Annotated in this window: 22 protein-coding genes; 6 read left to right on the forward strand and 16 right to left on the reverse strand. The window is 71.1% G+C overall.

The genetic code is table 11. The annotated features are described in order from the left end of the window. Window positions 1-12: 12 nt before the first annotated feature. From PV734_RS16600 to PV734_RS16610, 3 genes are all read right to left on the reverse strand, one after another. The gene (locus PV734_RS16600; RefSeq protein WP_319290069.1) at window positions 13-1,227 is read right to left on the reverse strand and encodes an arginine deiminase; all 1,215 of its coding nucleotides are present in this window, start codon (window positions 1,225-1,227) and stop codon (window positions 13-15) included. Window positions 1,228-1,259: 32 nt separating this feature from the next. Next, window positions 1,260-2,750, reverse strand: a complete 1,491-nt coding sequence (locus PV734_RS16605) for an APC family permease (RefSeq protein ID WP_319290071.1) — start codon at window positions 2,748-2,750, stop codon at window positions 1,260-1,262. 923 nt (window positions 2,751-3,673) lie between these two features. Beyond that, complete coding sequence (locus PV734_RS16610) at window positions 3,674-5,110, reverse strand: MBL fold metallo-hydrolase (protein ID WP_319095703.1); 1,437 nt, start codon at window positions 5,108-5,110, stop codon at window positions 3,674-3,676. Window positions 5,111-5,502: 392 nt separating this feature from the next. On the opposite strand from PV734_RS16610, the gene PV734_RS16615 reads away from it, so the two are divergent. After that, window positions 5,503-5,745, forward strand: coding sequence for a hypothetical protein (locus tag PV734_RS16615; RefSeq protein WP_319095702.1), 243 nt, complete (start codon window positions 5,503-5,505; stop codon window positions 5,743-5,745). Between the two features lie 25 nt (window positions 5,746-5,770). Next, window positions 5,771-6,436, forward strand: a complete 666-nt coding sequence (locus tag PV734_RS16620; RefSeq protein WP_319095701.1) for a CBS domain-containing protein — start codon at window positions 5,771-5,773, stop codon at window positions 6,434-6,436. A gap of 324 nt (window positions 6,437-6,760) precedes the next feature. Here the strand turns inward: PV734_RS16620 and PV734_RS16625 are convergent, their stop codons facing one another. From PV734_RS16625 to PV734_RS16660, 8 genes are all read right to left on the reverse strand, one after another. Continuing rightward, window positions 6,761-7,231 carry an Hsp20/alpha crystallin family protein gene (locus PV734_RS16625; RefSeq protein WP_319095700.1) on the reverse strand — a complete coding sequence of 157 codons (471 nt, stop codon included), beginning with the start codon at window positions 7,229-7,231 and terminating at the stop codon, window positions 6,761-6,763. Between the two features lie 71 nt (window positions 7,232-7,302). Continuing rightward, window positions 7,303-7,890: a hypothetical protein gene (locus tag PV734_RS16630; RefSeq protein WP_319095699.1), complete on the reverse strand. Its 588-nt coding sequence runs from the start codon at window positions 7,888-7,890 to the stop codon at window positions 7,303-7,305. Between the two features lie 21 nt (window positions 7,891-7,911). Continuing rightward, window positions 7,912-8,634 (reverse strand): CBS domain-containing protein, encoded by a 723-nt coding sequence (locus tag PV734_RS16635; RefSeq protein WP_319095698.1) that lies wholly within the window; start codon window positions 8,632-8,634, stop codon window positions 7,912-7,914. Window positions 8,635-8,673: 39 nt separating this feature from the next. Beyond that, window positions 8,674-9,117, reverse strand: a complete 444-nt coding sequence (locus PV734_RS16640; RefSeq protein ID WP_319095697.1) for an NAD(P)(+) transhydrogenase (Re/Si-specific) subunit beta — start codon at window positions 9,115-9,117, stop codon at window positions 8,674-8,676. Between the two features lie 3 nt (window positions 9,118-9,120). Then, complete coding sequence (locus PV734_RS16645) at window positions 9,121-9,948, reverse strand: universal stress protein (RefSeq protein ID WP_319095696.1); 828 nt, start codon at window positions 9,946-9,948, stop codon at window positions 9,121-9,123. A 147-nt stretch (window positions 9,949-10,095) separates the two neighbouring features. Continuing rightward, window positions 10,096-10,539, reverse strand: a complete 444-nt coding sequence (locus PV734_RS16650; RefSeq protein WP_319095695.1) for a pyridoxamine 5'-phosphate oxidase family protein — start codon at window positions 10,537-10,539, stop codon at window positions 10,096-10,098. A 15-nt stretch (window positions 10,540-10,554) separates the two neighbouring features. Then, on the reverse strand, window positions 10,555-11,229 hold the full coding sequence (locus tag PV734_RS16655; protein ID WP_319095694.1) for a helix-turn-helix domain-containing protein: 675 nt from the start codon (window positions 11,227-11,229) through the stop codon (window positions 10,555-10,557). A gap of 19 nt (window positions 11,230-11,248) precedes the next feature. Next, window positions 11,249-12,316, reverse strand: a complete 1,068-nt coding sequence (locus PV734_RS16660; protein ID WP_319095693.1) for a zinc-dependent alcohol dehydrogenase family protein — start codon at window positions 12,314-12,316, stop codon at window positions 11,249-11,251. Window positions 12,317-12,599: 283 nt separating this feature from the next. On the opposite strand from PV734_RS16660, the gene PV734_RS16665 reads away from it, so the two are divergent. Further along, a complete protein-coding gene (locus PV734_RS16665; RefSeq protein WP_319095692.1) occupies window positions 12,600-12,971 on the forward strand; it encodes an STAS domain-containing protein in 372 nt (123 codons plus the stop codon). A 6-nt stretch (window positions 12,972-12,977) separates the two neighbouring features. On the opposite strand, the gene PV734_RS16670 is transcribed toward PV734_RS16665, so the two are convergent. Beyond that, window positions 12,978-13,979, reverse strand: a complete 1,002-nt coding sequence (locus PV734_RS16670) for an Acg family FMN-binding oxidoreductase (RefSeq protein ID WP_319095691.1) — start codon at window positions 13,977-13,979, stop codon at window positions 12,978-12,980. Between the two features lie 318 nt (window positions 13,980-14,297). On the opposite strand from PV734_RS16670, the gene PV734_RS16675 reads away from it, so the two are divergent. The 3 genes from PV734_RS16675 (at window position 14,298) to PV734_RS16685 (ending at window position 16,446) form a co-directional block, all read left to right on the forward strand. Then, the gene (locus PV734_RS16675; RefSeq protein ID WP_319095690.1) at window positions 14,298-14,879 is read left to right on the forward strand and encodes a hypothetical protein; all 582 of its coding nucleotides are present in this window, start codon (window positions 14,298-14,300) and stop codon (window positions 14,877-14,879) included. A 229-nt stretch (window positions 14,880-15,108) separates the two neighbouring features. Further along, window positions 15,109-15,591 carry a hypothetical protein gene (locus PV734_RS16680; protein ID WP_319290073.1) on the forward strand — a complete coding sequence of 161 codons (483 nt, stop codon included), beginning with the start codon at window positions 15,109-15,111 and terminating at the stop codon, window positions 15,589-15,591. Between the two features lie 441 nt (window positions 15,592-16,032). After that, window positions 16,033-16,446, forward strand: coding sequence for a universal stress protein (locus tag PV734_RS16685; protein ID WP_319290075.1), 414 nt, complete (start codon window positions 16,033-16,035; stop codon window positions 16,444-16,446). Window positions 16,447-16,637: 191 nt separating this feature from the next. On the opposite strand, the gene PV734_RS16690 is transcribed toward PV734_RS16685, so the two are convergent. The 4 genes from PV734_RS16690 to PV734_RS16705 all read right to left on the reverse strand — a co-directional run bounded on the left by PV734_RS16690 (window position 16,638) and on the right by PV734_RS16705 (window position 23,192). Then, a complete protein-coding gene (locus PV734_RS16690) occupies window positions 16,638-17,135 on the reverse strand; it encodes a flavodoxin domain-containing protein (protein ID WP_319290077.1) in 498 nt (165 codons plus the stop codon). A gap of 21 nt (window positions 17,136-17,156) precedes the next feature. Beyond that, window positions 17,157-17,891: a CBS domain-containing protein gene (locus PV734_RS16695; RefSeq protein ID WP_319290079.1), complete on the reverse strand. Its 735-nt coding sequence runs from the start codon at window positions 17,889-17,891 to the stop codon at window positions 17,157-17,159. Window positions 17,892-17,904: 13 nt separating this feature from the next. Then, window positions 17,905-20,598, reverse strand: coding sequence for a GNAT family N-acetyltransferase (locus PV734_RS16700; RefSeq protein WP_319290081.1), 2,694 nt, complete (start codon window positions 20,596-20,598; stop codon window positions 17,905-17,907). A gap of 209 nt (window positions 20,599-20,807) precedes the next feature. Continuing rightward, a complete protein-coding gene (locus PV734_RS16705; protein ID WP_319290082.1) occupies window positions 20,808-23,192 on the reverse strand; it encodes a phosphoketolase family protein in 2,385 nt (794 codons plus the stop codon). Between the last annotated feature and the right edge of the window lie 41 nt (window positions 23,193-23,233).

Below are 23,233 nucleotides of genomic sequence, written 5' to 3' on the forward strand. Positions count from 1 at the left end.
CGGGTAGGGCGGTCAGGCGGCCGGGTCGCGCTCGATGGGGCAGCTCATGCAGCGTGGGCCGCCGCGTCCACGGCCGAGTTCGGCGCCGGCGATGGTGACGATCTCGATGCCCTGCTTGCGGAGGTAGGTGTTGGTGGTGACGTTGCGCTCGTAGCCGACGACGACACCCGGGGCGACGGCGAGGAAGTTGCTTCCGTCGTCCCACTGTTCGCGCTCGGCGCCCCGGATGTCCTGCGGCGCGGACAGCATCCGCACCTTGTCCAGGTCCAGGGCCTCGGCCAGGGCGGTCGCCAGGTCGGAGTCGGGAGTGACGTCGAAGCCGGTCTCGCGGGCCGTGCTGGGCAGCAGCGTCCATGAGCGCAGTGAGTCGGCGAGGCCGGGGTAGATGGTGAAGGCGTCCCGGTCGACCATGGTCAGCACCGTGTCGAGGTGCATGTAGGCACGGGTGGCGGGCAGTTGGACGGCGATGAGCCGCTGTGCCGTGCCCGTGGCGAACAGCCGGGAAGCCAGGTTCTCCACCGCCTGCGCGGTGGTGCGCTCGCCCATACCGACCATGACGGCGCCGTTGCCCAGGACGTGCACGTCACCGCCTTCGAGGGTGCCCACCGCACCGTCGAGGAGGGGTTCCGCGGCGGCGTCGCCGAACATCGGGTGGAAGCGGTAGATGGCCTCGGCGTGCAGGCTCTCGCGCCGCCGGGCGGTCTTGGCCATCGGGTTGACCGACAGACGGTCGTACACCCAGCAGGAGTTGTCGCGTGGGAAGAGGTGGTTGGGCAACGGGGCGAGGGCGAAGTCCTCGGCGTCCAGCGCGTTCCAGACCAGGCTGTGCGGGGTGGCCAACGGCAGGTCGCTCTTGAGGAGTCCGCCTGTCAGGTGTCCGGCGAGGGTCTCCCCGTCGAGCTCGGCGCACAGTTCGCGCACCGGGTCGACCAGTGCGGGCCCGACGGTGGCCGGGGTGATCACCCGGTCGAGCAGCCAGTCGCGGGCTTCGTCGCCGTCGAGGGTCTGGGCGAGCAGGTCGGCGAAGTAGTGGACACGGGTGCCGTGGTCGCGCAGCACCTGGGCGAAGGCGTCGTGTTCCTCACGGGCGCGCTTGGCCCACAGGATGTCGTCGAAGAGGAGGGCGTCGACATTGCGCGGGGTGAGGCGGGAGAGTTCGATGCCGGGGCGATGCAGGATCACCTGGCGCAGGCGGCCCACTTCGGAGTCGACGTGGAACGTGTTCATGGCGTTGCTTCCTCTGTTGAGGTCGACGGTGGTCAGTCCTGGCGGCGGTGGGTGTCGTGCTTGTGCGTGCCGCTTACGCGTTTGGTGCCCGGTCCGCGCGTCAGCCGCTTGGGCGGCGCCGGAGTCTCGGGGGCGCGCTCCTCACGCGGGGCGCTTACGGCGGGAATCACCGCGCTCGTGTCGCCGTACTCGCCCTGGTCCCGCTTCAACCACACGTAGACCGGCACGCCGAGCAGCAGCACGAACAGTCCGTAGTAGACGGTCTGGTAGCCGCTGCCCTGGATCGACCAGTAGGAGAAGGCCAGGGCCAGCGCGGCGACGATGACGTCACGGGCCAGGCGCCGCGGGCTGAGGGTCTCCCGTCCGCGCACCAGCAGCCAGTACAGCTGGGCGGCGGCGGAGAACAGGTACGGGACCACCGCGGTGAACACGCTCAGCAGCACGATCTTCGTGAAGACGTCGTCGAAGCGGGTGTAGCTGAACACCGTGATCAGCGAGGCCAGCGCGGTGGAGGCGATGATGCCGAAGACCGGGACGCCGCTCTGTCCGCGAAGCTTCGCGAAGGCGTCGGGGAAGAGCCCGTCGCGGGCGGCGGCGTAGGGCATCTCGGCGCACAGCATGGTCCAGCCGTTGAGGGCGCCGATGCCCGAGATGATCGCGGCGACGGCCACGACGTCTCCCGCCCAGGTGCCGCCGACGATGTTGTTCGCGGCGTCGGTGAACGGCGCGACGGTGTCGCCCAGCGCCCCGTGCGAGACGGTCCCGAAGACCGCGAGCGTGCCCAGGATGTAGATGACGGCGCACAGGAGGGTGCCGTACACGGTGGCTCGTGGCACGTTCCGCTCGGGATCGCGTACCCGGCCGGCGACCACCGACGCGGCCTCCAGACCGAGGTAGCTGAACAGCGCGATGGCAGCCGCGGCCGAGATGGCACCCAGCGCCGACTGGCCACTGGAGTTGAAGGCGCCGAAGTTGTCCGGGTCGATGAACAGCAGCCCGATGGTGGCCATGAAAACGAGCGGCACGAACTTCAGCACCGTGGTGATCACCTGGAACGCGCCCATGTTGCGGACTCCGGTGAGGTTGATCGCGGCCGCCGCCCAGAGCCCGCCGAGGGCGATGCTCATGGAGATCCACGGCTTGTGACCCGTGTTGACGAACACCTCGACGTACCCGACCCACGCCACGGCGATCGCCGCGTTGCCGGCCCACGCGGTGATCCAGTACGACCACGCGTTGAGGAATCCCGCGAACTCGCCGAACGCCTCCCGGGCGTAGACGTACGGACCGCCGCTCGCCGGCACCCGCTTCGACAGGGACCCGAAGGTCAACGCGAGCGCCAGCGCACCCAATGTCACGACGCCGAAGGCGACAAGGGAGACGGGTCCGTACGGAGCGAGTGCGGATGGAAGGGCGAAGATACCGGTCCCGATGATGGTGCCGATCACGAGCGAGGACGCGGCGGGCAGACCGAGTGAGGCCTTGGGCGCCGCTCGCTCCCCACTGGTCGTGGTCCTGGACATGGTTGTGCTCCTTGTGCGGTTCGGTACGGGTGGTGCGATCCGCCGACAATGCTTCTGCGCCACGCCGGGTCAGGGGCAGCGGCCACACGGCCCGCAGGGGTGCCGAAGGTCCCGGTCCAGGAGGTCCGAGCAGCCCCGGCTCAGAGTGGTCACCCGCTGATTGACGTCGCCGAGCGCTCCTTCGCAGCTTGACCGGAATCGAGAACGGCCGTTCCGCGGTCCCGTGTTCGGCTGTTCGTCGAAGGCTCGGCGCTCGAAAGCCGCCTGGTGCCGCTCCGAGGCCACGAGCAGGTCGCTGTGTACCTGGACCACGTCCGGGGCCGTGGGTCCGGACAGCGTCCTGATCGGCGCGGCGATGCCGTCGGCCTCGACCGTGCGCCCCGCCTTCAGGACCTCGTTCAGGCCGGCTTCGCTCGGCTCCGACAAGATGCGAACAGCGGTCGGTCGGCCCGCTTCGGTCACCGCGACCCGCTCGAAGATCCGCACGTCGTAATGGGCGTCAGGACCAGCAGGCCGCCCGGCCCGGACGACTCGTCGTCGGGATGCGCGACCACCGGAGACACACACCGCACTCCGTCCGGTGGTCCGTGCCCGGTGCCGGCCGCCCACGCCCACGCCCAGAGGACGAACAACCCCGTTCATCCCGCCGAACGGCCCTGCGAGCCGCTCGGCTTGAGCACCTCCGCCACCGGGCGCCTGGGCAGGGCGTGGCCGTACGGTACGCGGCCGAGGCGGAGGCTGTCGTCGTGCACAGGAAGCCGGAGCGACTGGCAGACCTGCGGAGCACCGTCCAGGAGGCGACGACCATGAAGCGGATACAGATGTCCAGGCGTCCCCGGACACCGCGCGAACCGGCGCCCCCAGACCTCAGGACGCCCTCCGGACGGCCTCTTCCCTACTGAGACGTGGCCCCTGTCGCGCCCTTACCGGACGAGTACGTGTTCGCCCGAGCGCGGTACGACGGCGGTCCAGCCCAGCGTCCGGTCGACGCGGTCGCACAGGGCGTCCGCCGCGTCGGGCTCGCCGTGCACCAGGTAGGTGGTCGTCGGGGCGGAAGCACCGCGCAGCCATTCGATGATCTGAGCGGCGTCGGCGTGGGCCGAGAAGTGCGGTACGTCGGCGACCGTGGCGCGTACGGGGACGTACTCGCCGAACATCTTGAGCGCCTTGGCACCGTCGACGAGATCGCGGGCCCGGGTCCCCCGCGCCGCGAAGCCCACGACGACGACGGCGTTGCGCGGGTCGGGCAGCAGGCGTCGCAGGTGGTGCAGGACGCGGCCCCCGGTGGCCATGCCGGATGCCGAGACGATGACGGCGGGTCCGCCCGCGCGGCTGATGTCGACGGACTCCTGGACGGACCGTACGGCGAGGAACGGCTCGGGGCTCAGCGCGGCCGTGCCGGCGGCCGTGACCTCGGGGCGAAGTTCGGGTGCCCGGCCGAGAACGGCGTCCCGGTAGACGTCGAGGGCGGCCAGCGCCATGGGGCTGTCGACGTACACCGGCACCGCGGCCGGGAGGCGGCCCTCGCGGCGGAGTTCGGCGAGCTCGTGCAGAACGACCTCGGTGCGGTCGAGAGCGAAGGCCGGGATGACGACGCTGCCGCCGCGGGCGAGCGTACGGGTCAGCACGTCCGCGAAGTGGGTCCGCCCGGCCTGTTCCTCGTGGCGCCGGTTGCCGTACGTCGACTCCATGAGCAGCACGTCCGCCCCGGAGAACGGCTCGGGCGGGCGCAGCAGAGGGTGCCCTGGGCGGCCGAGGTCACCGCTGACGGCCAGCGTGTGCCCGTCCTCCAGGGTGAGCCGCGCCCAGGCCGACCCGAGGATGTGGCCGGCCGGGTGCAGGGTGAGCGTGGTGCCGGTGGCCAGGTCGGTCGTGGTGCCGGTCGGCACGGCGTCCACCAGCTTCATGGTGCGGTCGACGTCGGAGTCGTCGTACAACGGCTGCGCGGGCCGGTGTTTGGACCAGCCGTGGTCGTTGGCGTGCCGGGCGGCCTCGGTCTGCAGTTTGGCGCTGTCCCGCAGCACGATCTCCATGAGCCGGGCGGTGTATTCGGTGGTCACGATCCGGCCCCGGAAGCCTTGACGCACCAGCCGGGGCAGGTATCCGCAGTGGTCGAGGTGGGCGTGGGTGACCACCACCGCGTGGATGTCCGAGGCGTCGCAGGGCAGCCGCCGCCAGTTGCGCCTTCGCAGGTCGGCGAGGCCCTGGAAGAGGCCGCAGTCGACGAGTACGCGGGCATGGTCGCTCTCGACGAGGAACTTGCTGCCGGTGACCGTGCCCACGCCGCCCAGGAAGGTGAGCAGCGCGGGCCGGGGACGCGCCGGCGGGCGCTCCGTCGGGTGTGCTTCCGCTGTTGTCATGGCGTCCGTCTCCTCGAGAGTCGGGGCCCGTCGGCCCTGGTGGCCTCGCGGCCCCTGTGGTGTGCTGGAGGTGGCGGAAAGGACCCGTAGGAGGCGCGGAGAAGCGGCCGGCAGCCGCGCACCGCGCAATCAGGATCCGCGAGAAGTGGGTGGCGTCCTTTCCGCCCTGTCGTGCCACGGCCCCGCCGAGAGAGCGCGAACCAACCGTGTGCCTCCAGCCTGCGAGGACACGAGCGGGACGGCATGGGCCGAAAGACCCTCGATCGGGTCCGGGCGGCCCGTGGTCCCGCACGCCGCCAGGGCACAGGCTGGGATCAGCAGCCCTACGGCATTCCGGAGGGGAGCGATGGCAGACATCCGCACGAGCAGCGTCCTCGACAGGGACGGGATCGATGGTCCGGTTGAGGAACGTCCGGTGCGGCCGTCGTACGCCTTCCGCTGCGTTCGCCCCTGCGATCTGCGCACCGTCGCGATCCGGGAACGGGTGCCGACCAGGGGGCCGCTACCAGTTCAGCGGCTATCAGGAGCGTTGTCAGGGTGCGTTCCTGATAGCCGCCGAGCGCACCGCGCTGCGGATCATCGACGTGTACGTCCACCGCCCGCTCTTCCTCGACCTGGCCGTCGAACGCATCTGAACCCGAGAAGGAAGGTACGGACACCATGAGCAGCAGCCCGCGCAGCGTGAGCGACGTGATGACGCACACCGTCGTCGCCGTCGGACGCGACGCCTCGTTCAAGGACATCGTGAAGCTCATGGAGCAGTGGAAGGTCAGCGCCCTTCCCGTCCTGGAGGGAGAGGGCCGGGTGATCGGCGTCGTCTCCGAGGCGGATCTGCTGCCCAAGGAGGAGTTCCGCGACAGCGACCCCGACCGGTTCACCCAGCTGAGCCGCCTCTCCGACCTGGCCAAGGCGGGCGGGCTGACCGCGGCGGACCTGATGAACGCCCCGGCCGTCACCGTCCACGCCGACGCCACCCTCGCCCAGGCCGCCCGCATCATGGCGCAGCGCAAGGTCAAGCGACTGCCCGTCGTCAACGCCGAGGGCCTGCTCGAAGGCGTCGTCAGCCGGGCCGATCTCCTGAAGGTCTTCCTGCGGGAAGACGACGACATCGCCGAGGAGGTCCGCCGAGAGATCGTCACGTCCCTGTTCCCGGCCCCCGTCGAACCCATCCGGGTCGAGGTCGCCGAGGGAGTCGTCACACTCACCGGGCGGATCAGGGACACCTCGCTCGTACCGGTGGCCGCCCGCCTCGTACGCTCCGTCGAGGGCGTGGTCGACGTCCAGTGCGACCTGTCCGCCGGCCTGCCACGGAGTGAGCCTCGGTGAGGTGTCTCGGCGGCACCGCGACCCGGCACTCACCCATCGACCGATGATCCCGGGCACCGACGTACGGCTCCGTCTGTCCGAACTCCGGCTGCCGCGCCGTTCCCTGGGGAAGGCCGCCCGCGTCGCCGAGACTCCGGTCGCGACGGGTGAAACCCCGGCGACGCCGTCCCACTCTCGGACCTGAACTGGCCGCACGGTACGTGGTGGACCTGCCGCTGGGCGGGCAACGGCTCTGCATCTGCTGATCGTTGGACCATGCGGCGGACGGACACGAAGGTGCGCGACCGGCTGGGGTACGCCGGCCGCGCACGGGGGTGCGGCTGTTCAGCCGTGCCGCACCGGGATGGTCCTGGTCCCCGCCTTCTCCTCCGGGACCGGGACCGTGATGGTCAGGACGCCGTCCTTGTACTCCGCGGTCGCCTCGTCGCTCTGCGCTCCGGCGGGCAGCCGGACGGAGCGGGCGAAGGTGCCGTAGCGGAATTCCGTACGGTGCTTCTCCGTCGTCTCCTCACCGCGCTCGGCCCGCAGGGTCAGCACGCCTTCGGTCACCGTGACCTCGACGTCCTCGCCGGGGTCGATGCCCGGAAGCTCCGCTCGCAGTACATAGATCCCGTCCGCCAGACGCTCCTCGACACGGATCCCGTGCAGCCCCGGGACGGTGTGCGCGCCCGGGATTCCGGCCTCGACCCAGCCGAACAGGTCGGGCAGCGTCGGCCAGCCGGGAAGCCGGGAAGCCGCTCGATCATGCCGCTCATGTCTCCCTCCTCTGCCTCCTCCGTACCCCTTCTTCCTCACTTCCAGCGTGCCGCGCGGCGGCCGGACATGCGTGGGCCGACCGGCCCTGTACGGGATCCGGTCGGCCGCTGTCAGCCGAGCATCCGTTTCCTCCAGCCGGGGCCGACCCGCTCCCACTCCGCCTCCCACGCGGCCAGCCGCCGCCGCTCCAGGAGCGCCCGCGGGAGGCGGCCCGCGACCAGTACCCCGGTTCCCGCGCCGAGCGCGACCAACATGCCGCCCGCGGCGGCCTGGCGCCTCGCCTCGCTCGGGGCGACCGGCTTGGAGACCAGCTCGTCCTCGCGGTTCACCCACACCGTGACCGTGGTGCCCGCCGTGGCGTCGGTGTCGGCTTTCGTCCGGTCGGTGTGGGAGCCGCCGTTCGCATCGGTCCAGCGCACCTTCACCCACACCGTGCCGAGATCGGTCCCGGTGTCGGACTTCGTCGCGTCCTCCATGAGCACGGCCGACACCGCACGAGTCCGGGCGCGGTTCTCGGCCATGCCCCGCTCCATCGCGTCGGCCGTCGTGACGCCCGCGAGGACGGCGCCCAGTAGGGCGAGGAGCCACGTGCCGAGCACGATCCAGGCTTCCGCACGGTCGCTGCGGCGCCGGAGCGGGGAGCGGCGCCAGCGCCACAGCCGCACCCTGGTGACCTTCGCACGAGACGTCCCCGCCATCGGTCGGCACTCCCTCCTGCCTCAGGACACGCTTCCGGTCCCGGAAGTCCGTCGGGTCGCGGCGTCGTCCGGCAGATCAGGGTCGAGATCCGGATGCCTGGGCGGCCCGGCCAGTGCGAAGTCGACGTCCACCACACCCTCGACAGCCCGCACCAGGCGGGCGGCGACAGGAACGAGCGTGGTGTCGCGGATACGGCCCGTGAGGGTGACGACTCCGTCGCGGACCTCCACCCGGATCGGCTCGACGGGGTCGGGGAACAGCTGGTCGACGACCCCGCGACGTACCTCGCCGGCTATGTCCTCGTCGTCCCGCAGGAACACTTTGAGCAGGTCGGAGCGGCTGACGACGCCCTTCAGCAGGCCTCGGTCGTCGACGACCGGCAGGCGCTTTACCCTGCTCCGGGCCATGACGCGCGCGGCCTGGGCAAGGGTGGCGTCGGGATGGACGGTGACGGCCGGCGCGGTCATCAGCTCCTGTGCCGTCACGGCGCCCGCCTTGACGAGGTCGGACAGCCGGTGAAGCTGCGAGTACCGATCGGGGTCGCTGTCGCGGAACCCCTCCTTGGGCAGCAGATCGGCCTCGGAGACGACCCCGATGACGCGTTTCTCACCGTCCAGAACGGGAAGGGCGCTGACCTTCCACTGCTGCATGGTCTTGACGATGTCCTTGAACATCGCCCCGCCGCCGAGGGCGACGACGGTGCTGGTCATGACATCGCTCACGATGTGCGGTGTGCCGTGCATGACGTCCTCCATGCCTGCCGAAGCGTTGGACCCATGCGTTCAGCGTGAATCACGGCGCCGCCGTGCGCATGGGCCGGGTGGCCCTGCCCGAGGTCCCGATGGTCTCCGGGCGGACGCGAGCCCCCGCACCGGGCGAAGGAGCACGTTCATGTGGCCCGGCATACGGCCCGCGGCCAGGCCGTGCCCCGGTACGAAGACGACCTTGCGGGCGTACGCCAGCTGGATCGCCACGTCGTCTGCGGACACCGACCGCACCTGGCTGGGCGCTCCGCCCGCACCGACTTCGGGCGGAGCGCTGTCGCCGGTGCCGAAGCCGCCGACGACGCTGTTGGTGATGGACCGGTTCATGGCGTCGGCCATCAGTTTGGTGAGGATGCCGCCCGAGGCGCTGACGAGCATGCCCGCGATGATGAGCGCCGTCTGGTCGAGCACGCAGCCCGCCATCGCGACCGCCCGCTTCACAGTCGGCCGGGTGGTCGCCACCTGTCATCCGCCGGGCACGACGACCACAGGGCAGTGGGACCGGTGCAACAGGGTGTGCGCGACCGGTCCCAACCGCGTTGCCGCCCCGCCATGACGGTGCGCACCGATCACGACGACCGCGGCCTCCCGCGTGGCCTCCAGCAGTGAGTGCGCCGCGCCGGTACGGACCGTGCGGGTCTCGACGTCGACGCCGGGATGCCGCTCCCGCAGCCGGGTCAGGGCGAAGCGCGGTACGGCCTCCTCGGCGCGGCCGTGCCGGGCGAGCCGCTCCTGTCCCGGGCTCGTCGCGGGCACGAGCGACGGCAGTTCGGGGGCGACCTGCTGGTGCGTCCAGGAATGCAGGACACGCAGCCGGGCGCCGCGCCGCTCGGCTTCCTGGAAGGCGTAGGCGGCCGCATCCGCGTCCGCGTCGCTCTCCAGGCCGAGCAGCACATCCCTGCCGTCGTCGCACGGATGGTCCCCGCGTACGACCAACAGCGGGCCCCGCGCCCGCGCGGCCAGCCGCAGGCTCACCGAGCCGAACAGCAGGCCGGTGAGCCCACCGAAGCCACGTGTGCCCACAACGGTCAGGACCGCGTGCTCGCTCTCACGAACCAGCGCTTGTACGGTGCCGCCCTCAGCCGCCGCCGTCACGACCGGCAGAGCCGGGTGCCGCTCGCTCACCCGTGACACCGCTGCGCTCAGTACGGGTCCGGCCTCGTCCCGGTCCGGCACGGCGTACACGACGCGCAGGCCGGCTCCGCGGCGCACCGCCTCGTCCGCGGCCCAGTCCAACGCCCGTACGGCGACCAGCGAACCGTCCGTTCCTACGACCACGTGTTGGAGAGTCATGGCTCCTGCTTCCCTTCGGGTGTCGCGGCTGCTTCGCAGTCCACATTCGCCCTCCGCGGACACCGGGGGCAGGGGCCGCCAGACCCGTCGCAACGCCGAACGGCCCCTTGTCGCAGGGCCGTTCGGGTCCATGTCGGTGACGGTCCGTCAAGACGCCGGAAGAACCACGCCGTACATGGTGCGCCCGCCGGCCAACTCCCGTCCGGTCACCAGCTCGGGCTCGATACGGACGAAGACCTCCTCGGGCGAGGGCACCCAGGAGCGCGGGCCGGTCCGGGTCAACCGTTCCCGCTCGGTAGGGTCGGTCACGACCGTCGCCGAGCCGGTGACGACGACGCTCCAGCCGGAGTGGGTGGCCGCGTCGATCTCATCGGCCTCGAAGGCGACCACCGTCCCGTCGATCGCCTGCACCAGTTCCGAGGCCGCCGAGGTACGCAGCAGCACCGAACCGTCCGTGTCCAGGCCGAAGTTGACCGGCAGAACCGCGGGCAGGGCCTGGCGCGTGTGGACGATACGGCCGACCGGCACCTTCGCCAGCAGTCGCAGGCACTCCTGCCGCCCGAGTTCCCGGAAGCCGTCGTTCGCGTACATCGGGAACAACCGCCGTCACGCCGTGATCCGGCGCCCGGTGAGGGCGAGCGGGTCGATGCGCACCCACACGTCACGTTCGCCGCCGACCCAGGGCAGGCTGTACGCGCGCTCCGTGAGGTGCCGTACGTCGTCGGGGTCCGTCACGGTCCGCGCGTGGCCGCGCACCAGAACGCTCCAGCCCTGGCTGAACGCCTCGTCGATGCGGTCGACCTCGAAGGCGACCTGGCAGCCGGCCGCCTGCGCCGGCGTGCTGCCGTCCGCGGTACGGAAGACAACCGCGCCCTCGACCACGCTGTAGTTGACGGGGACGATGACCGGCCCCGACACGGTGGGCACCGCGACCCTGCCCACGCCGTGCGTGGCGAGCAGGGCCCGGCACTCCTGTCTGCTCAGTTCGGTGAACTCGGGGTGCGGGCTCGCCCGCCCGGGGCCCGGCGGCAGGTCCACGGTGCCGCCGACAAGGTCCCGCAAGGTGGTGTGCAGGGCCCCGGCCAACCTGTGCAGGGCGCTCGTTCCCGGTGCCGTGGCGGGCTGTTCCTCCAGGTACTGGAGGTAGCCGGGTGCCATGCCCGCTCGTTCGGCCGTTTCCCCTCGGGACAGCCCGAGTTCCTCACGTCGCCGGGCGAGGCGGCGTCCGAGGTCACTCTTCGGGTGTCCCTCCGCCCCGCTCGGTTCCACCTGTTCGCCCATGACCCGTCGCTTCCTCTCGTCAGGCCGCACGGACGGCGACCTCGTGCTGCGGCCCGCCGAGCACCACCTTGAGCGCGCCGGTGTCGGCGGCCCGGGAGAAAACGTCGTAGGCCTCCTCCATGCGGTCGAGCGGGAAGGTGTGGGTGACCATCTCCGCGGTGGGCAGCCGGCCGGCCGCCGCCATCCGCAACAGCGTGGGCGTCGAGTAGGTGTCGACGAGCCCGGTCGTGATGGTCACGTTCTTGATCCACAGGTCTTCGAGGTGCAGGGTCGCGGGCTTGCCGTGCACGCCCACGTTGGCCACGTGTCCGCCGGGGCGCACCATGCGTGTGCACAGTTCGAAGCTCTCCGGCACGCCCACCGCCTCGATGACGACATCGGCGCCGAGTCCGTCCGTGAGGTCGGCGATCAGCTGCTCCGGGTGTTCACGGGCGTCGGCCACGGCATCGGCGCCGAGCCGCTTGGCCGCCTCCAGCCGAGTGGCGGCCAGGTCGACGGCGACGATCCGCTCGGGCGAGAACAGCCGGGCCGTGGCGATCGCCGCCAGTCCGATGGGGCCGGCGCCGACGACGGCGACGGTGTCTCCGGGCCGTACCCGCCCGTTGAGCACACCCACCTCGTAGGAGGTCGGGAAGATGTCGGCCAGCAGTACGGCGTCCTTGCTGTCCACCGCGCCGGGCAGTGCGTGCACGGACAGATCGGCGTACGGGACACGGACGTACTCTGCCTGGGTGCCGTCGATCAGGTGGCCGAGGATCCAGCCTCCGCCGGCCTGGCACTGCCCGTACATGCTCTCCCGGCAGTAGCGGCATCGCCCGCAGGCGCTGATGCAGGAGACCAGGACCCGGTCTCCCGGCCGCACGGTGCGCACGTCGCTGCCGACCTCGACGATCTCGCCGACCGCCTCGTGCCCGAGCACCGTGCCCGGGCTCACCTCGGGCACATCGCCCTTGAGGATGTGCAGGTCCGTCCCGCAGATGGTGACGGTGTCGACCCGCACGATCGCGTCGGTGGGTTCCTTGATGCCGGGATCCGGAACCTCCTCCCAGGCGGACTGTCCGGGGCCGTGGAAGACGAAGCCCTTCATGACGCACCTCTCCCTCGTGTTCTCTCTCGGGTCTCGGGTCTCGGGTCCCGACGGTTCGGCGACGGTCGGTAGGGCCGAGCATCGCGCGACCGACGTCGGGATTGCCCCGCGGATCCAGCTTGTCCCGCGCCCGTGGGCCTCGCTTGGGCCGGTCGGTACCCATCACCCGGCCGTTCGGGGTCGTCGCCCGGCCATGAGCGTGCCTCGAAACGCCGTTCGGGCCGGTGCCGCAGGGGCCGACCGGCCCTTCCGTTCGTGTCGCCGAACACGCTTTTCTCTCACCATGTCCAAGACCCGCACCAGGTCCGTACCGCACCCCACGGAACAACCCGCCCACGGGGCGACCGTTCTGGAACTGCGTGGCGAGGTCGACCTCGCCAGGGTGCTGTCCCTTTCGGCACGCCTCGACACACTGACCGCACACGGCCAACCCGATCTGATACTCGATCTCCGCCGCGTGTCCTTCATCGACTGTGCCGGCCTGGGCGTGCTGTGCCGGGCGCGGAACCGGACCCTGGCACGCCAGGGCCGGCTGCGGCTGGTCTCCGACAGCGGCCGTTTCCTGCGGGTGCTCCGTCATGCCGGTCTGTCCGGCGTCTTCGAAGTGCACCCTCACCTGCCCGAGGAGCCGACGCTCACGACAGCGACGGGCTGACCGGGCCTACCCGTTCGGCCGCTCCTCCCCGAACACCGGACCCGGGGCGCGCCGAGGGGTGACGGCGCCCTGCGGACCGTGTCCGAAACGCATGAGCAACTGCGCGTGACCGGTCCGGTCGGGCCCAGGGCTCAGCGATTCGCGCAGGTCGGGCCACTCCAGCGCCTGATGCAGCAGAGACACGCGCAGGCCTTGGGCCGTCGCGAGGAGCCAGACGTGCTGGAGCGCCTGCCCGGCGCGCAGCCAGTCGGCACGGCGGTCGTGCTCGGTCGCCAGCACGGCGATGACCGGGTCCTTCTCGAAGGGCTGGGCGACGAGCCGCTCGGGATGGCGCTGTGCGGTGAAATCACGCACGGGGAGGTGTTCGCGGGCGTCCTGCGGGCCGAGCGCCTTCCGCGGCACGCCCACATCGCGGGCCGGGTCCAGCTCGTGGTTCACCCAGCGGCGGCCTTCCGCCGCCCGGTCGGCGTCGAGACGATTGCGCTGCTCGGCCTCCGCGGTCAGCCGAAGGAGACGGTCCGTCTCGGTGGCCTCGGCGAAGGTGAGCCGTGCGCCCTCCGCACGGGCCGCCGCGCCGAGTTCCGCGCGCAGGTCGGGGAGAACCGGCATGCCGCAGAAGGGGAACCGGCTGCTGTGCCTGCGCCAGATGGCCGCGTAGAGGTCGAGGCTCTGCCGCCCTTGGTGCGGATCGCCGGGCTCCGTCGGACGAACGGTGGCGAACAGGCCGGGGTTCTCCGGGCAGGGCAGCAGACGCGTCACGGGCGCCCAGCCGAAATGGGCCAGCGCGACCCGCAGGTTGAAGACACATGCCCCCGCCGACAGGTACAGGGCCCGGCCTGTCGGATCGGTGTGCCTCAGGCCTCGCTCGGGAGCGGCGAACACCTGGAAGGTGACCGTGGCGGGATCCAGCCGGAACCGCCATGGCTGCGTGTTGTGGATCGAAGGCGCGGCGACCGCCGCCGAGACGCAGGTCTCCAGGATCGCGGCGTCCAGGAATGTGCTCGTCATGACGCCCTCCTCGCGCACCGGATCCGAACGGCCGATGCTGTCCTCCGAGCGTGGACCCACCGGCCCGGGCAGGGTCAGGGCCGATGGTCCCGCGCCCGGGGCCAGGAAGCCTCCGGAACCCCGACCCGACCGGGTCCGTGACAGCCTCCCGGCCTTGAGGCACCCACCCGCCCTCTCGGTTCAGGGCTGAACGTCCCTTCTTCGAAAGCGAGTTGACCCCGACCGGCCCACCGGCTCCGCCCGGTGGGCCCATGTCCCATCCCTCCTCCGGCTGTCACCTTCGGGAATGTCACGAACTTCAGGAGGAGGTGCGGACCGATGCACGGCAGCAGGCGTACGAGGAAGCGGTTCTGGCGGTGGCGGCGTAACCCTTTGCGACGCCACGACGACATCGTCGAGGCCTGGATCGTGCTGGCCGTGTGGGCGGTCATCGCGATAGGGGGCGCGGTCGCCGGCCTGGTGACGGCCCACGCCGCCGACGAGGTGTTCGCCGCACAGCGCGCCGAGCGCCGTTCCGTCCGAGCCGTGCTGCTCACCGACGTGCCACCGGCAGTTTCGACACTCAGGGGAGCGAGCGGCCGGTCGATGGCGACGGTCCGCTGGACAGCCACGGACGGCTCCACCCGCACCGGCGAGATACTGGTGAAGGCGGGGCTGACGGCCGGATCCGAGCTCGCCGTCTGGCAGGACGGCCAGGGCGAGCTCACCACCGAGCCGATCAGTCCATCGGACGCGGCTGTCGAGGCCGGCTTCCTCGGTGCGGCAGCCGCGCTGGCCCTCGCCGGGATCGTCTGCGGCACCGGAGCCCTCGCACGGTGGCGGCTCGACCAGCGGCGTATCAACCGGTGGGGCCAGGAGTGGGACCAGGTCGGCCCGCGGTGGAGCCATATGACCGGTTGACACCCGGAACTCCGCTCACCTGCCTCGCGGCCGAGGAATCGTTCGACGACCGGCGTGCTGTGGGCGGGGTCGTCGGCCGTTCTGCGGTCACGGCCCTGCCCACGGTCTCGCTCAGGGACCGAACGGACCGGACGGACAAGCCACCTGGCCCTCGTGTTCGCCCCCTCACCACGCTGTACTCGAAAGTGAGCACCCAACCGTCGTGCTCCAGAGAGGGTAGGAGAGTTCCATGACCACGACCCGCGCGCTTCGCCGCCTGGCACCGGGCGCCACGGTACCGGCTCCCAGGCAACCCACCTCGGCCATACCGCTCGGCCCACCTTCCGAGGCTGCCGTGCCGATCCGCGAGGGCAGCCCGCAGTCCGTCGTCGGTCACGTCGCCGACTTCTACGGCGCGTACACCGACGCGCTCTACGACCTCGGCCGTGGGCAACTGGCCCACGCACTCCGCCGCCACTACCTCACCGCAGAGCTGTGCCGGAGCCTGATTCGCTGGGAGGCCGCCCACCAGGGGGACGGCGTACTGCGTGCGAAAGGCGTCCCCGCCAGGTGGAGCGTCACCTACAACGACAGCGGTATGGGGCACTGCTGGAGTCGTGTCACCCTCCGCTGGGAAGGACCAGGACACGAGGCCCCGGCCCACCACACGCACCTGCTGGTCCGCTCCGACCTCGCCACACGGCGCATCTCGGGTATCTGGACCGACAAGTGACCGGCCCGCCGCTCCCGCGGGGCACCAGGCCGCCCCGCGGGTCCGGCCGCATACCGAGCGCCCCCGTGCGAGGACCCGACGTCCCCCGCCGGGGCCGACCGGCCCATCTCCGTCAGCGAGATGCCGCAGGAGGATGAAGGTGCCGGACCAGCGGCAGGCGCCGCGCGCGGTGGTCGGCCACCGCACCGTGCACAGCACGCTGCGGCAACCGCCCGAGGTCACGGTCGAACTTGGCTGACCTGCGAGGACGGCATCTCTCCTGGTGCCGGAGAGGCAGACGTCATGGACCGGACAATCGTTGCGCGTATCGACCGATCGGATCACGAGGGTGTGGTGGCCGGTTGAGCCGCCCATGAGGCACGACTGCGTGGACTGCCACTCCTGACCGTCGACCATCTGCGGCCCGGCATCCTGGGCCAGGCGAAGATGGTCGTCCTCGGCATGCCCGGAGAAGGCCATGCCGCCGGCCCCCCGCAGGAGTCGGCCGCTCTCGCCGTCGTCGGAGCGTCCTCCTGTCCCGTCGTGCTGGTGCCGGACGATCCCGGCCTCGGAGCCCTGCCGCACCGCCGACACGAGGTCGTGCTCGGCGTGGACGCTCGTGAACCGGCGGCGGCAGCCATCGACTTCGCCTTCGAAACCGCCCTGACGAGGCACGTACGTCTGCACGCCGTGCATGCCGGGAGGCTCCCCTCCTGTGCCGCCGAACTGCCCTTCGGCATACCGGAGGAGGACCGGGGCGCCTGGGAGGATCACGAGGTGCAGCTGCTCGCCGACGTCTGCGGCCGTGGCGCGCGACGTACCCCGAGGTGTGGGTACTCGATGACGTCGTCCTGTTCGCCCCGGCGCATGCCCTGATCCTCAACTCGGCGAGCGCCACGCTCGTGGTGGTCGGACGACGTGCCGGCAGCGGGTCGGCAGGCATCACGTGGGCTCTTCTGCGGGATGCCGAGTGCCCAGTCGCCGTGGTGTAGGTCTCCTGCCCGAGCAGCGAACACGGGCCGGGCCTGCGCCGACCGATCGGCGCGGGCCGGGCGGAACCATCCCTTCTACACTCGCGCCAACTCACTTGCTACGCGCTTCGCCCACGCCTCGATCGCGGTGAAGTCCCGGAAATCTCCGCCCTTGCCGGAGGAGATGATCTTCCGGGCGATGAATCCCTTCGCTCCCTCTTCGAGGCAGCCCCCGAAGGTGACGTGTTCCTTGGCGTCGAGCCGGATCATGGCCCGTTTCACTCCGGGTACGGGCGGGATGTCCCGTTCAGAGGCCGAGGCGTCGAGCGGGCCACTGCTGAACAACCACAGCGGGCGCCCGGCCAGTGCACGACGGTGGTGGCGGAGGAAGCGACGCGCGTCCTTCTGCCAGCGCCCGGCGTACACGCCACCTCCCACCACGACGGCCTCGTACGACGCCACGCTCACCACCGAGCGGGCCGGCAGTACGTCGACCGTCAGCCCGTCCTCGCGCAGAACCCTGGCCACGGCCTCGGCGATCCGTGCGGTGGATCCGTTCGTCGTTCCGTAGGCGACCAACACACTGCTGGGCATGACGATCCGCCTCCTCTCACGTCAGAGCTTGCGCAGCCAGTCGTCGGCCACGCCGTGCACGGCCGGCTCGTCGGGGCGCAGGCACGCGTCGTCCAGCCGGTAGGTGAGCTGGTCGACAACGCCGACCACGCCGTCGATCTGCCTGGTCATGGAAACGGCGATCTCGGTCTCGGTCTTGCGCTCCATGTGGCCGGCCAGCGTGACGACACCTTCCGTGACGAAGACGTCGACGCCGCTCGGCGCCAGCCACAGCGTGTGGACCAGCACTTCGTCGATCACCTCTTTACGGATCTCCGCGTCGGGCCGCAGGAAGACCTGGAGCAGGTCGCGCCGGGTGACGATGCCGACGAGCCGGTCCTCCTCGTCCAGCACCGGCAGCCGCTCCACGCGCCGCTGTGCCATGGTCCGGGCGGCCTGGACGATGGTGTCGTCGGTGTGCGCGACGACAGGAGGCTCGGTCATCAGCTGACCGGCGGTGCGTGCCTTCTCCTTCGCCGCCTGCCGCCTGGCGTCGCGCGTCAGGCCGGCGAGCCCCAAGCGGTGCCTCGGCGGTTCGTACGGGTCCGGGGTCGCCGCCTGCCGCACCATCAGGTCCGTTTCGGAGATGACTCCGATGACGTGGTCGTCCTCGTCGACGACGGGCAGTCCGCTGATGCGGTGGTCGGCGAGCAGCCGTGCCACCTCCTTGAACGGGGTGCCGTACTCGGCCCGGACAACCTCAGTGGTCATCACGGAGCCGACCTTGTTGTGCTTCATGTCCGTTCCTTCCTCACCGAAGTCGGCGCAGATAGGGGTCCTGGGGCCTGCGCGGCAGCAGGCGCAGCCGTGCGTCGAGCACGGTGACTGCGCCCGGTGTCGCGAGGACGGGGTTGAAGTCGGCCTCGGCCAGCTGTGGCAGGTCGCTCGCCATGCGGGACAGGCGCAGCAGCAGCTGTTCGAGGCCGTCGAGATCGACCGGGCCGCTGCCGCGCGCACCGAACAGCAGAGGCGCACAGTGCGGAGCGGTGATCAGGTCGCGTACGTCATGGTCAGTGAGCGGGGCGAGCCGGGCAGCGTGGTCGGCCAGCACCTCCGTCGCCGTCCCGCCGAGTCCGAACAGGACGAGAGGGCCGAAGACCTCGTCCTGGACGACTCCCGCGAACAGCTCGGTGCCGCGTGCGGCGAGCGGCTGGACGACCACTCCGGTCATCAGGCCTGCGAACCGTGTCTCGAAGTCCCGGAAGGCGGCGCGCACTTGGGAGTCGCCCCGGAGGTCGAGGTGGACTGCGTGCTGCTCGCTCTTGTGCACCAGTCCCGGCCAGTGGGCCTTCATGACGACCCGTCCGTCGGTGCCGCGCAGCCGGTCGGCGGCGGCGACGGCCTCGTCCTCCGTCTCCGCCCAGGCCCAGGGCAGCTGGGGGATGCCGTAACAGGACAGGAGGTCGGCGCAGGTGCGCGGGTCGAGCCAGCCGCCGTCGGCGTTCGAGGCGAGGTAGTCGTCGACGACCGCGTGGGCCCGCTCGGTGTCGACGCCCTGGAGGTCCGGGATCGTTCCGGCGGGGCGGCTCAGCCAGGCCGCGCGCTGTGCGGCGTGGGCCAATGCCCGTGCTGCTGCCTGGGGTTCGGCGTACGAGGGGATCGCGCCGCCGTCGGGGGTGGGCAGCAGCCGGACCGGCTCACCCTGCTCCAGGCGTATCGCGGCGACCGGTCGCGCCCGGCGTGCCGGGGCACGGGTGAGGGCCCGGACCAGGTCGTCTCCGGTCGCGGCGGCGACAGCGGTGGGAACGAGGGCCAGCAGGACGGCGTCGATGCCCGGGTACCGCAGGATTCTGTCCACGCACTCGCTGAGCTGCTCTTCCGTCACCGCCGCGGTGGCGTCGACGGGGTTGCCGACGGCGGCCCCGTCGGGCAGTACGGCGAGCAGGTCGTCGACGGCCTCCGGGGTGAACGGGGGCAGGGCCAGGCCCGCCTCCGCGCAGGCGTCGGCCGCGAGGACACCGGCGCCGCCGGCGTTGGTGACGATGGCCACCCGGGTGCCCTTCGGGAGCGGCTGGGAGTGCAACAGGGCGGCAGTTTCGAGGAGTTCACCGACCGAGCGGGTCGCGGTGATGCCGGCCTGGGTGAACAGTGCCTGCCGGGTCATGGTCCGGGTGGCGGCGGCAGCGGTGTGCGAGGCCGCCGCGCGCCGCCCCGCGTCGGTGCGGCCCGCGTCGACCGTCAGCACGGGGAAACGGCGGGTCGCCCGGCGGGCGGTACGGGAGAAGGCCCTCGGATTACCGAACGACTCCAGGTGCAGCAACGCGATCTCGGTGCGGCCGTCGCTCTCCCACCACTGGAGCATGTCGTTGCCGCTGACGTCGTACTTGTCGCCGAGAGAGGCGAACGTCGAGACGCCGACACCGAGCCGGGAGAGCCCGTCGAGCAGCGCGATACCGACGCCGCCGGACTGCACGGCGACCCCCGCCGTGCCCGGGCGCGGATGCTCGGCGGCGAAGGTCGCGTCGAGCCGCAGTCCGGGTTCGGTGTTGGAGATGCCCAGGCAGTTGGGGCCGACAAGACGCATGCCGTACATCCGGCAGGCCGCCAGCAATGCCCCGGCCTGGGCGCTGTCCAAGCCCGCGGAGACGACGAGCAGCGCCCGCACTCCGGCCTTGCCGCACTCCTCGGCGGTGGCCGCGACGGCCGTGGCGGGCACCGCCACGATCACGAGATCAGGGGTTTTGGGCAGCGCGCCGACGGAGGTATGGGACGGCACACCGAGGATCGAGGTGACACGGGGATTCACCGCGAACAGGCGCCCGGTGAATCCGCCCGCGTGCAGGTGGTGCAGAACCGCCCGGCCCACCGACCCCGGCCTGCGTCCCGCTCCGACGACGGCGACCGTGTGCGGGCGCAGCAACGGCTCCAGGCTGGCGACGTCGGCGGTCCTGCCGCGTGCCTCGACGGCCGAGAGGTAGGTCTCGTCCTCGTCGAGCGCGATGGCACAGCTCGTCTCGGGGCCGTCGAGGCGTCGGTCGATGTGCAGGCCGAGGTCTGTGAAGAGCCGGAGTACCTCGTGGTTCTCGCTCAGCGCATCGGCCGTGAAGGTCCGGATGCCCTCCGTCCGGGCCGCCGAGACGAGGTGTTCGACGAGGAGTGTGCCGACCCCGCGGTGGTGCCGTCCGTCGGCGACGGCGATGGAGATCTCTGCCGAGTCGTCGGCGCCGACGGCGTCGTACTCGGCGAGACCGACCACCTGGCCCGTCACCTCGGCCAGCAGGGCCCGGTATCCGGTTCGTGCCGGTGCGCAGGCCCGGTCGGCGGCCATGGCGGCCGACCGCCGGCTCGCCGCGAAGAACCGCAGACGCAGGTTCTCCGGGGACATCTCCTCGTAGAGCCCCTGCAACTGGTCGTGGTCTCCTGGTGTCAAGGGACGTATGCACACGGTGGTGCCGTCCGACAGCAGGGCGTGGACAGGTGGTCGGCTGAGTACGTCGTGCGTCATCGCGGGTCTCCTCCAAGCCTCTCGACACCTTGAGCATCCAGCGGTTCGGAGGGTGATCCCATGGGCTGTCCGGGGGCGGGCAGGGGGCCGGTCGGCCCTAAGTCCTGCCGGTCGTCCCCGGTCACGGCGGTCGTCGGTGCGGAGCGCAGAGAGCGGTACGGCTGTCCCCCACGAGTTACGGGGCACAGCCGTACCGCTGTTTGCGTGTCTCAGGCGTTCCAGGTCCAGTCGGCGACCTCGGGCAGGTCCGTTCCGTGCTCGCGGATCCAGGCGTGGTGGCGGGTGCGGGCGTCGGCCATCGACTGCCGTACGGCGGCGGCGCGCACGGCGAGGCCCGGGACGCGGTCGATGACGTCCATGACCAGGCGGTAGCGGTCGAGGTCGTTGCGAACGACCATGTCGAACGGGGTGGTCGTGGTGCCCGATTCCTTGTATCCGCGTACGTGCAGGTTGCTGTGGCCACTACGGCGATAGGCGAGGCGGTGGATCAGCCAGGGGTAGCCGTGGTACGCGAAGATCACCGGTTTGTCGGTGGTGAACAGGCCGTCGTACTCGAAGTCGCTCATCCCGTGCGGGTGTTCCTCGCGGGGCAGCAGCCGGGCCAGGTCGACGACGTTCACGACCCGCACGGCGAGCTCGGGGAGATGCCTGCGCAACAGCTGCGCGGCGGCGAGGACTTCCTGTGTCGGGACGTCGCCGGCGCAGCCCAGCACGACGTCCGGTTCGCCACCGTTCTCGGTGCCGGCCCAGTCCCAGATGCCTGCGCCGCGGGCGCAGTGGGCGCGGGCCTGGTCCATGGACAGCCAGTCGAAGCAGGGCTGCTTGCCCGCCACGATCACGTTGACGTAGTCGCGGCTGCGCAGGGCGTGGTCCGCCACGGACAGCAGGGTGTTGGCGTCCGGCGGCAGATAGACCCGTACGACCTCGGGGCTCTTGCTGAGGACGTGGTCGATGAACCCGGGGTCCTGGTGCGAGAAGCCGTTGTGGTCCTGGCGCCAGACATGCGAGGTGAGCAGGTAGTTGAGGGAGGCGATGGGTGCCCGCCACGGCAACTCCCTCGATGTCTTCAGCCACTTGATGTGCTGGTTGACCATCGAGTCGACGATGTGCACGAATGCCTCGTAGCAGGAGAACAGTCCGTGCCTGCCGGTGAGCAGATAGCCCTCCAGCCAGCCCTGGCAGGTGTGTTCGGAGAGGATCTCCATCACCCGGCCGTGCCGGTCGAGGTGTTCGTCGACGGGCAGATGTTCGGCCTGCCATGCCTTGCCGCTCGCGTTGAAGACGGCCTGCAGTCGGTTGGAGGCGGTTTCGTCGGGGCCGACGACACGGAAGTCGCGACGCGCGGCCGTGTCGTGCATGACCTGTTCGAGGAGGTCGCCGAGGATGCGGGTGGGCTCGTGCAGGGTGACACCCGGCTTGTCGACGGGCACGGCGAAGCGGTCGAGGGACGGCATCGGCAGGTCGCGGACGAGCAGCCCGCCGTTGGCGTATGGCGTGGAGCCCAGTCGTTTGGTGCCCTCCGGGACGCACGCGAGGACGTCGGCGGTGGGCCGCCCGTCGGCGTCGAAGAGTTCCTCGTGGTGGTACGAGCGTAGCCAGGCTTCCAACTGCCGCAGGTGATCCGGGTTTTCGCGTACGCCGGCCAGCGGCACCTGGTGTGCGCGCCAGGTGCCCTCCACCGGGACGCCGTCGACCTCGGCCGGACCGGTCCAGCCCTTCGGGGTGCGCAGCACGATGACGGGCCAGTGGACGCGTTCGGCCACGCCGTCCTCGCGGGCCGAGGCCTGCATCAGCGCGATGTGTTCCAGCGCCTGGTCGAAGGCGGCGGCCATGGCGCGGTGGACCTGCATCGGGTCGTCGCCCGTGACATGGATCGGGATGTGGCCGTATCCCCGCAGCAGCTGGTCGAGTTCGGGCTCCGGGATGCGGGAGAGCACGGTCGGGTTGGCGATCTTGTAGCCGTTGAGGTGCAGGATCGGCAGGACCGCGTCGTCGTGCACCGGGTCGAGGAACTTGTTCGAGTGCCAGGCGGCGGCCAGCGGCCCGGTCTCCGCCTCGCCGTCACCGATCACACAGGCGACCAGCAGGTCCGGGTTGTCGTACGCGGCGCCGTACGCGTGCGCGAGCGAGTAGCCGAGCTCACCGCCTTCGTGGATCGAGCCGGGCGTCTCCGGAGCCACATGGCTGGGTATCCCGCCGGGGAACGAGAACTGCCGGAAGAGCCGGTCCATCCCCGCCGCGTCCCGGCTGACGTCCGGGTACGTCTCGCTGTAGCTGCCCTCCAGCCAGGAGTTGGCGACCACGGACGGCCCTCCGTGTCCCGGCCCCCAAATGCACAGCGCGTCCAGCCCGCGCGCCTTGATCACCCGGTTGAGGTGCGTGTACACGAGGTTGAGGCCGGGCGAGGTCCCCCAGTGGCCGAGCAGGCGCGGCTTGATGTGCTCGGGCCTGAGGGGCTCGGTCAGCAGGGGGTTGGACATGAGGTAGATCTGGCCGGCGGCGAGATAGTTGGCGGCCCGCCAGTGGGCGTGCAGGGTGCGCAGTTCGTCGTCGGTCAGTACGGTGCTGCTGTCCTGGTGTTCGACGCTGGGCATCGTGGCTCCCTGAGTCATCGACGTGGGTCTCGGACGGTGCA

Source organism: Streptomyces sp. AK08-02, assembly GCF_033795085.1.
Classification (GTDB): Bacteria; Actinomycetota; Actinomycetes; order Streptomycetales; family Streptomycetaceae; genus Streptomyces; species Streptomyces echiniscabiei.

Bases quoted from the DNA above. Each gene is read 5' to 3' on its own strand.
- PV734_RS16620 (WP_319095701.1), top strand. From the start codon at position 5,771: ATGAGCAGCAGCCCGCGCAGCGTGAGCGACGTGATGACGCACACCGTC.
- PV734_RS16660 (WP_319095693.1), bottom strand. From the start codon at position 12,316: ATGAAGGGCTTCGTCTTCCACGGCCCCGGACAGTCCGCCTGGGAGGAG.
- PV734_RS16600 (WP_319290069.1), bottom strand. From the start codon at position 1,227: ATGAACACGTTCCACGTCGACTCCGAAGTGGGCCGCCTGCGCCAGGTG.
- PV734_RS16655 (WP_319095694.1), bottom strand. From the start codon at position 11,229: ATGGGCGAACAGGTGGAACCGAGCGGGGCGGAGGGACACCCGAAGAGT.
- PV734_RS16665 (WP_319095692.1), top strand. From the start codon at position 12,600: ATGTCCAAGACCCGCACCAGGTCCGTACCGCACCCCACGGAACAACCC.
- PV734_RS16675 (WP_319095690.1), top strand. From the start codon at position 14,298: ATGCACGGCAGCAGGCGTACGAGGAAGCGGTTCTGGCGGTGGCGGCGT.
- PV734_RS16705 (WP_319290082.1), bottom strand. From the start codon at position 23,192: ATGCCCAGCGTCGAACACCAGGACAGCAGCACCGTACTGACCGACGAC.
- PV734_RS16690 (WP_319290077.1), bottom strand. From the start codon at position 17,135: ATGCCCAGCAGTGTGTTGGTCGCCTACGGAACGACGAACGGATCCACC.
- PV734_RS16700 (WP_319290081.1), bottom strand. From the start codon at position 20,598: ATGACGCACGACGTACTCAGCCGACCACCTGTCCACGCCCTGCTGTCG.
- PV734_RS16685 (WP_319290075.1), top strand. From the start codon at position 16,033: ATGCCCGGAGAAGGCCATGCCGCCGGCCCCCCGCAGGAGTCGGCCGCT.
- PV734_RS16650 (WP_319095695.1), bottom strand. From the start codon at position 10,539: ATGTACGCGAACGACGGCTTCCGGGAACTCGGGCGGCAGGAGTGCCTG.
- PV734_RS16630 (WP_319095699.1), bottom strand. From the start codon at position 7,890: ATGGCGGGGACGTCTCGTGCGAAGGTCACCAGGGTGCGGCTGTGGCGC.
- PV734_RS16635 (WP_319095698.1), bottom strand. From the start codon at position 8,634: ATGCACGGCACACCGCACATCGTGAGCGATGTCATGACCAGCACCGTC.
- PV734_RS16670 (WP_319095691.1), bottom strand. From the start codon at position 13,979: ATGACGAGCACATTCCTGGACGCCGCGATCCTGGAGACCTGCGTCTCG.
- PV734_RS16680 (WP_319290073.1), top strand. From the start codon at position 15,109: ATGACCACGACCCGCGCGCTTCGCCGCCTGGCACCGGGCGCCACGGTA.
- PV734_RS16615 (WP_319095702.1), top strand. From the start codon at position 5,503: ATGGTCCGGTTGAGGAACGTCCGGTGCGGCCGTCGTACGCCTTCCGCT.
- PV734_RS16695 (WP_319290079.1), bottom strand. From the start codon at position 17,891: ATGAAGCACAACAAGGTCGGCTCCGTGATGACCACTGAGGTTGTCCGG.
- PV734_RS16645 (WP_319095696.1), bottom strand. From the start codon at position 9,948: ATGACTCTCCAACACGTGGTCGTAGGAACGGACGGTTCGCTGGTCGCC.
- PV734_RS16610 (WP_319095703.1), bottom strand. From the start codon at position 5,110: ATGACAACAGCGGAAGCACACCCGACGGAGCGCCCGCCGGCGCGTCCC.
- PV734_RS16605 (WP_319290071.1), bottom strand. From the start codon at position 2,750: ATGTCCAGGACCACGACCAGTGGGGAGCGAGCGGCGCCCAAGGCCTCA.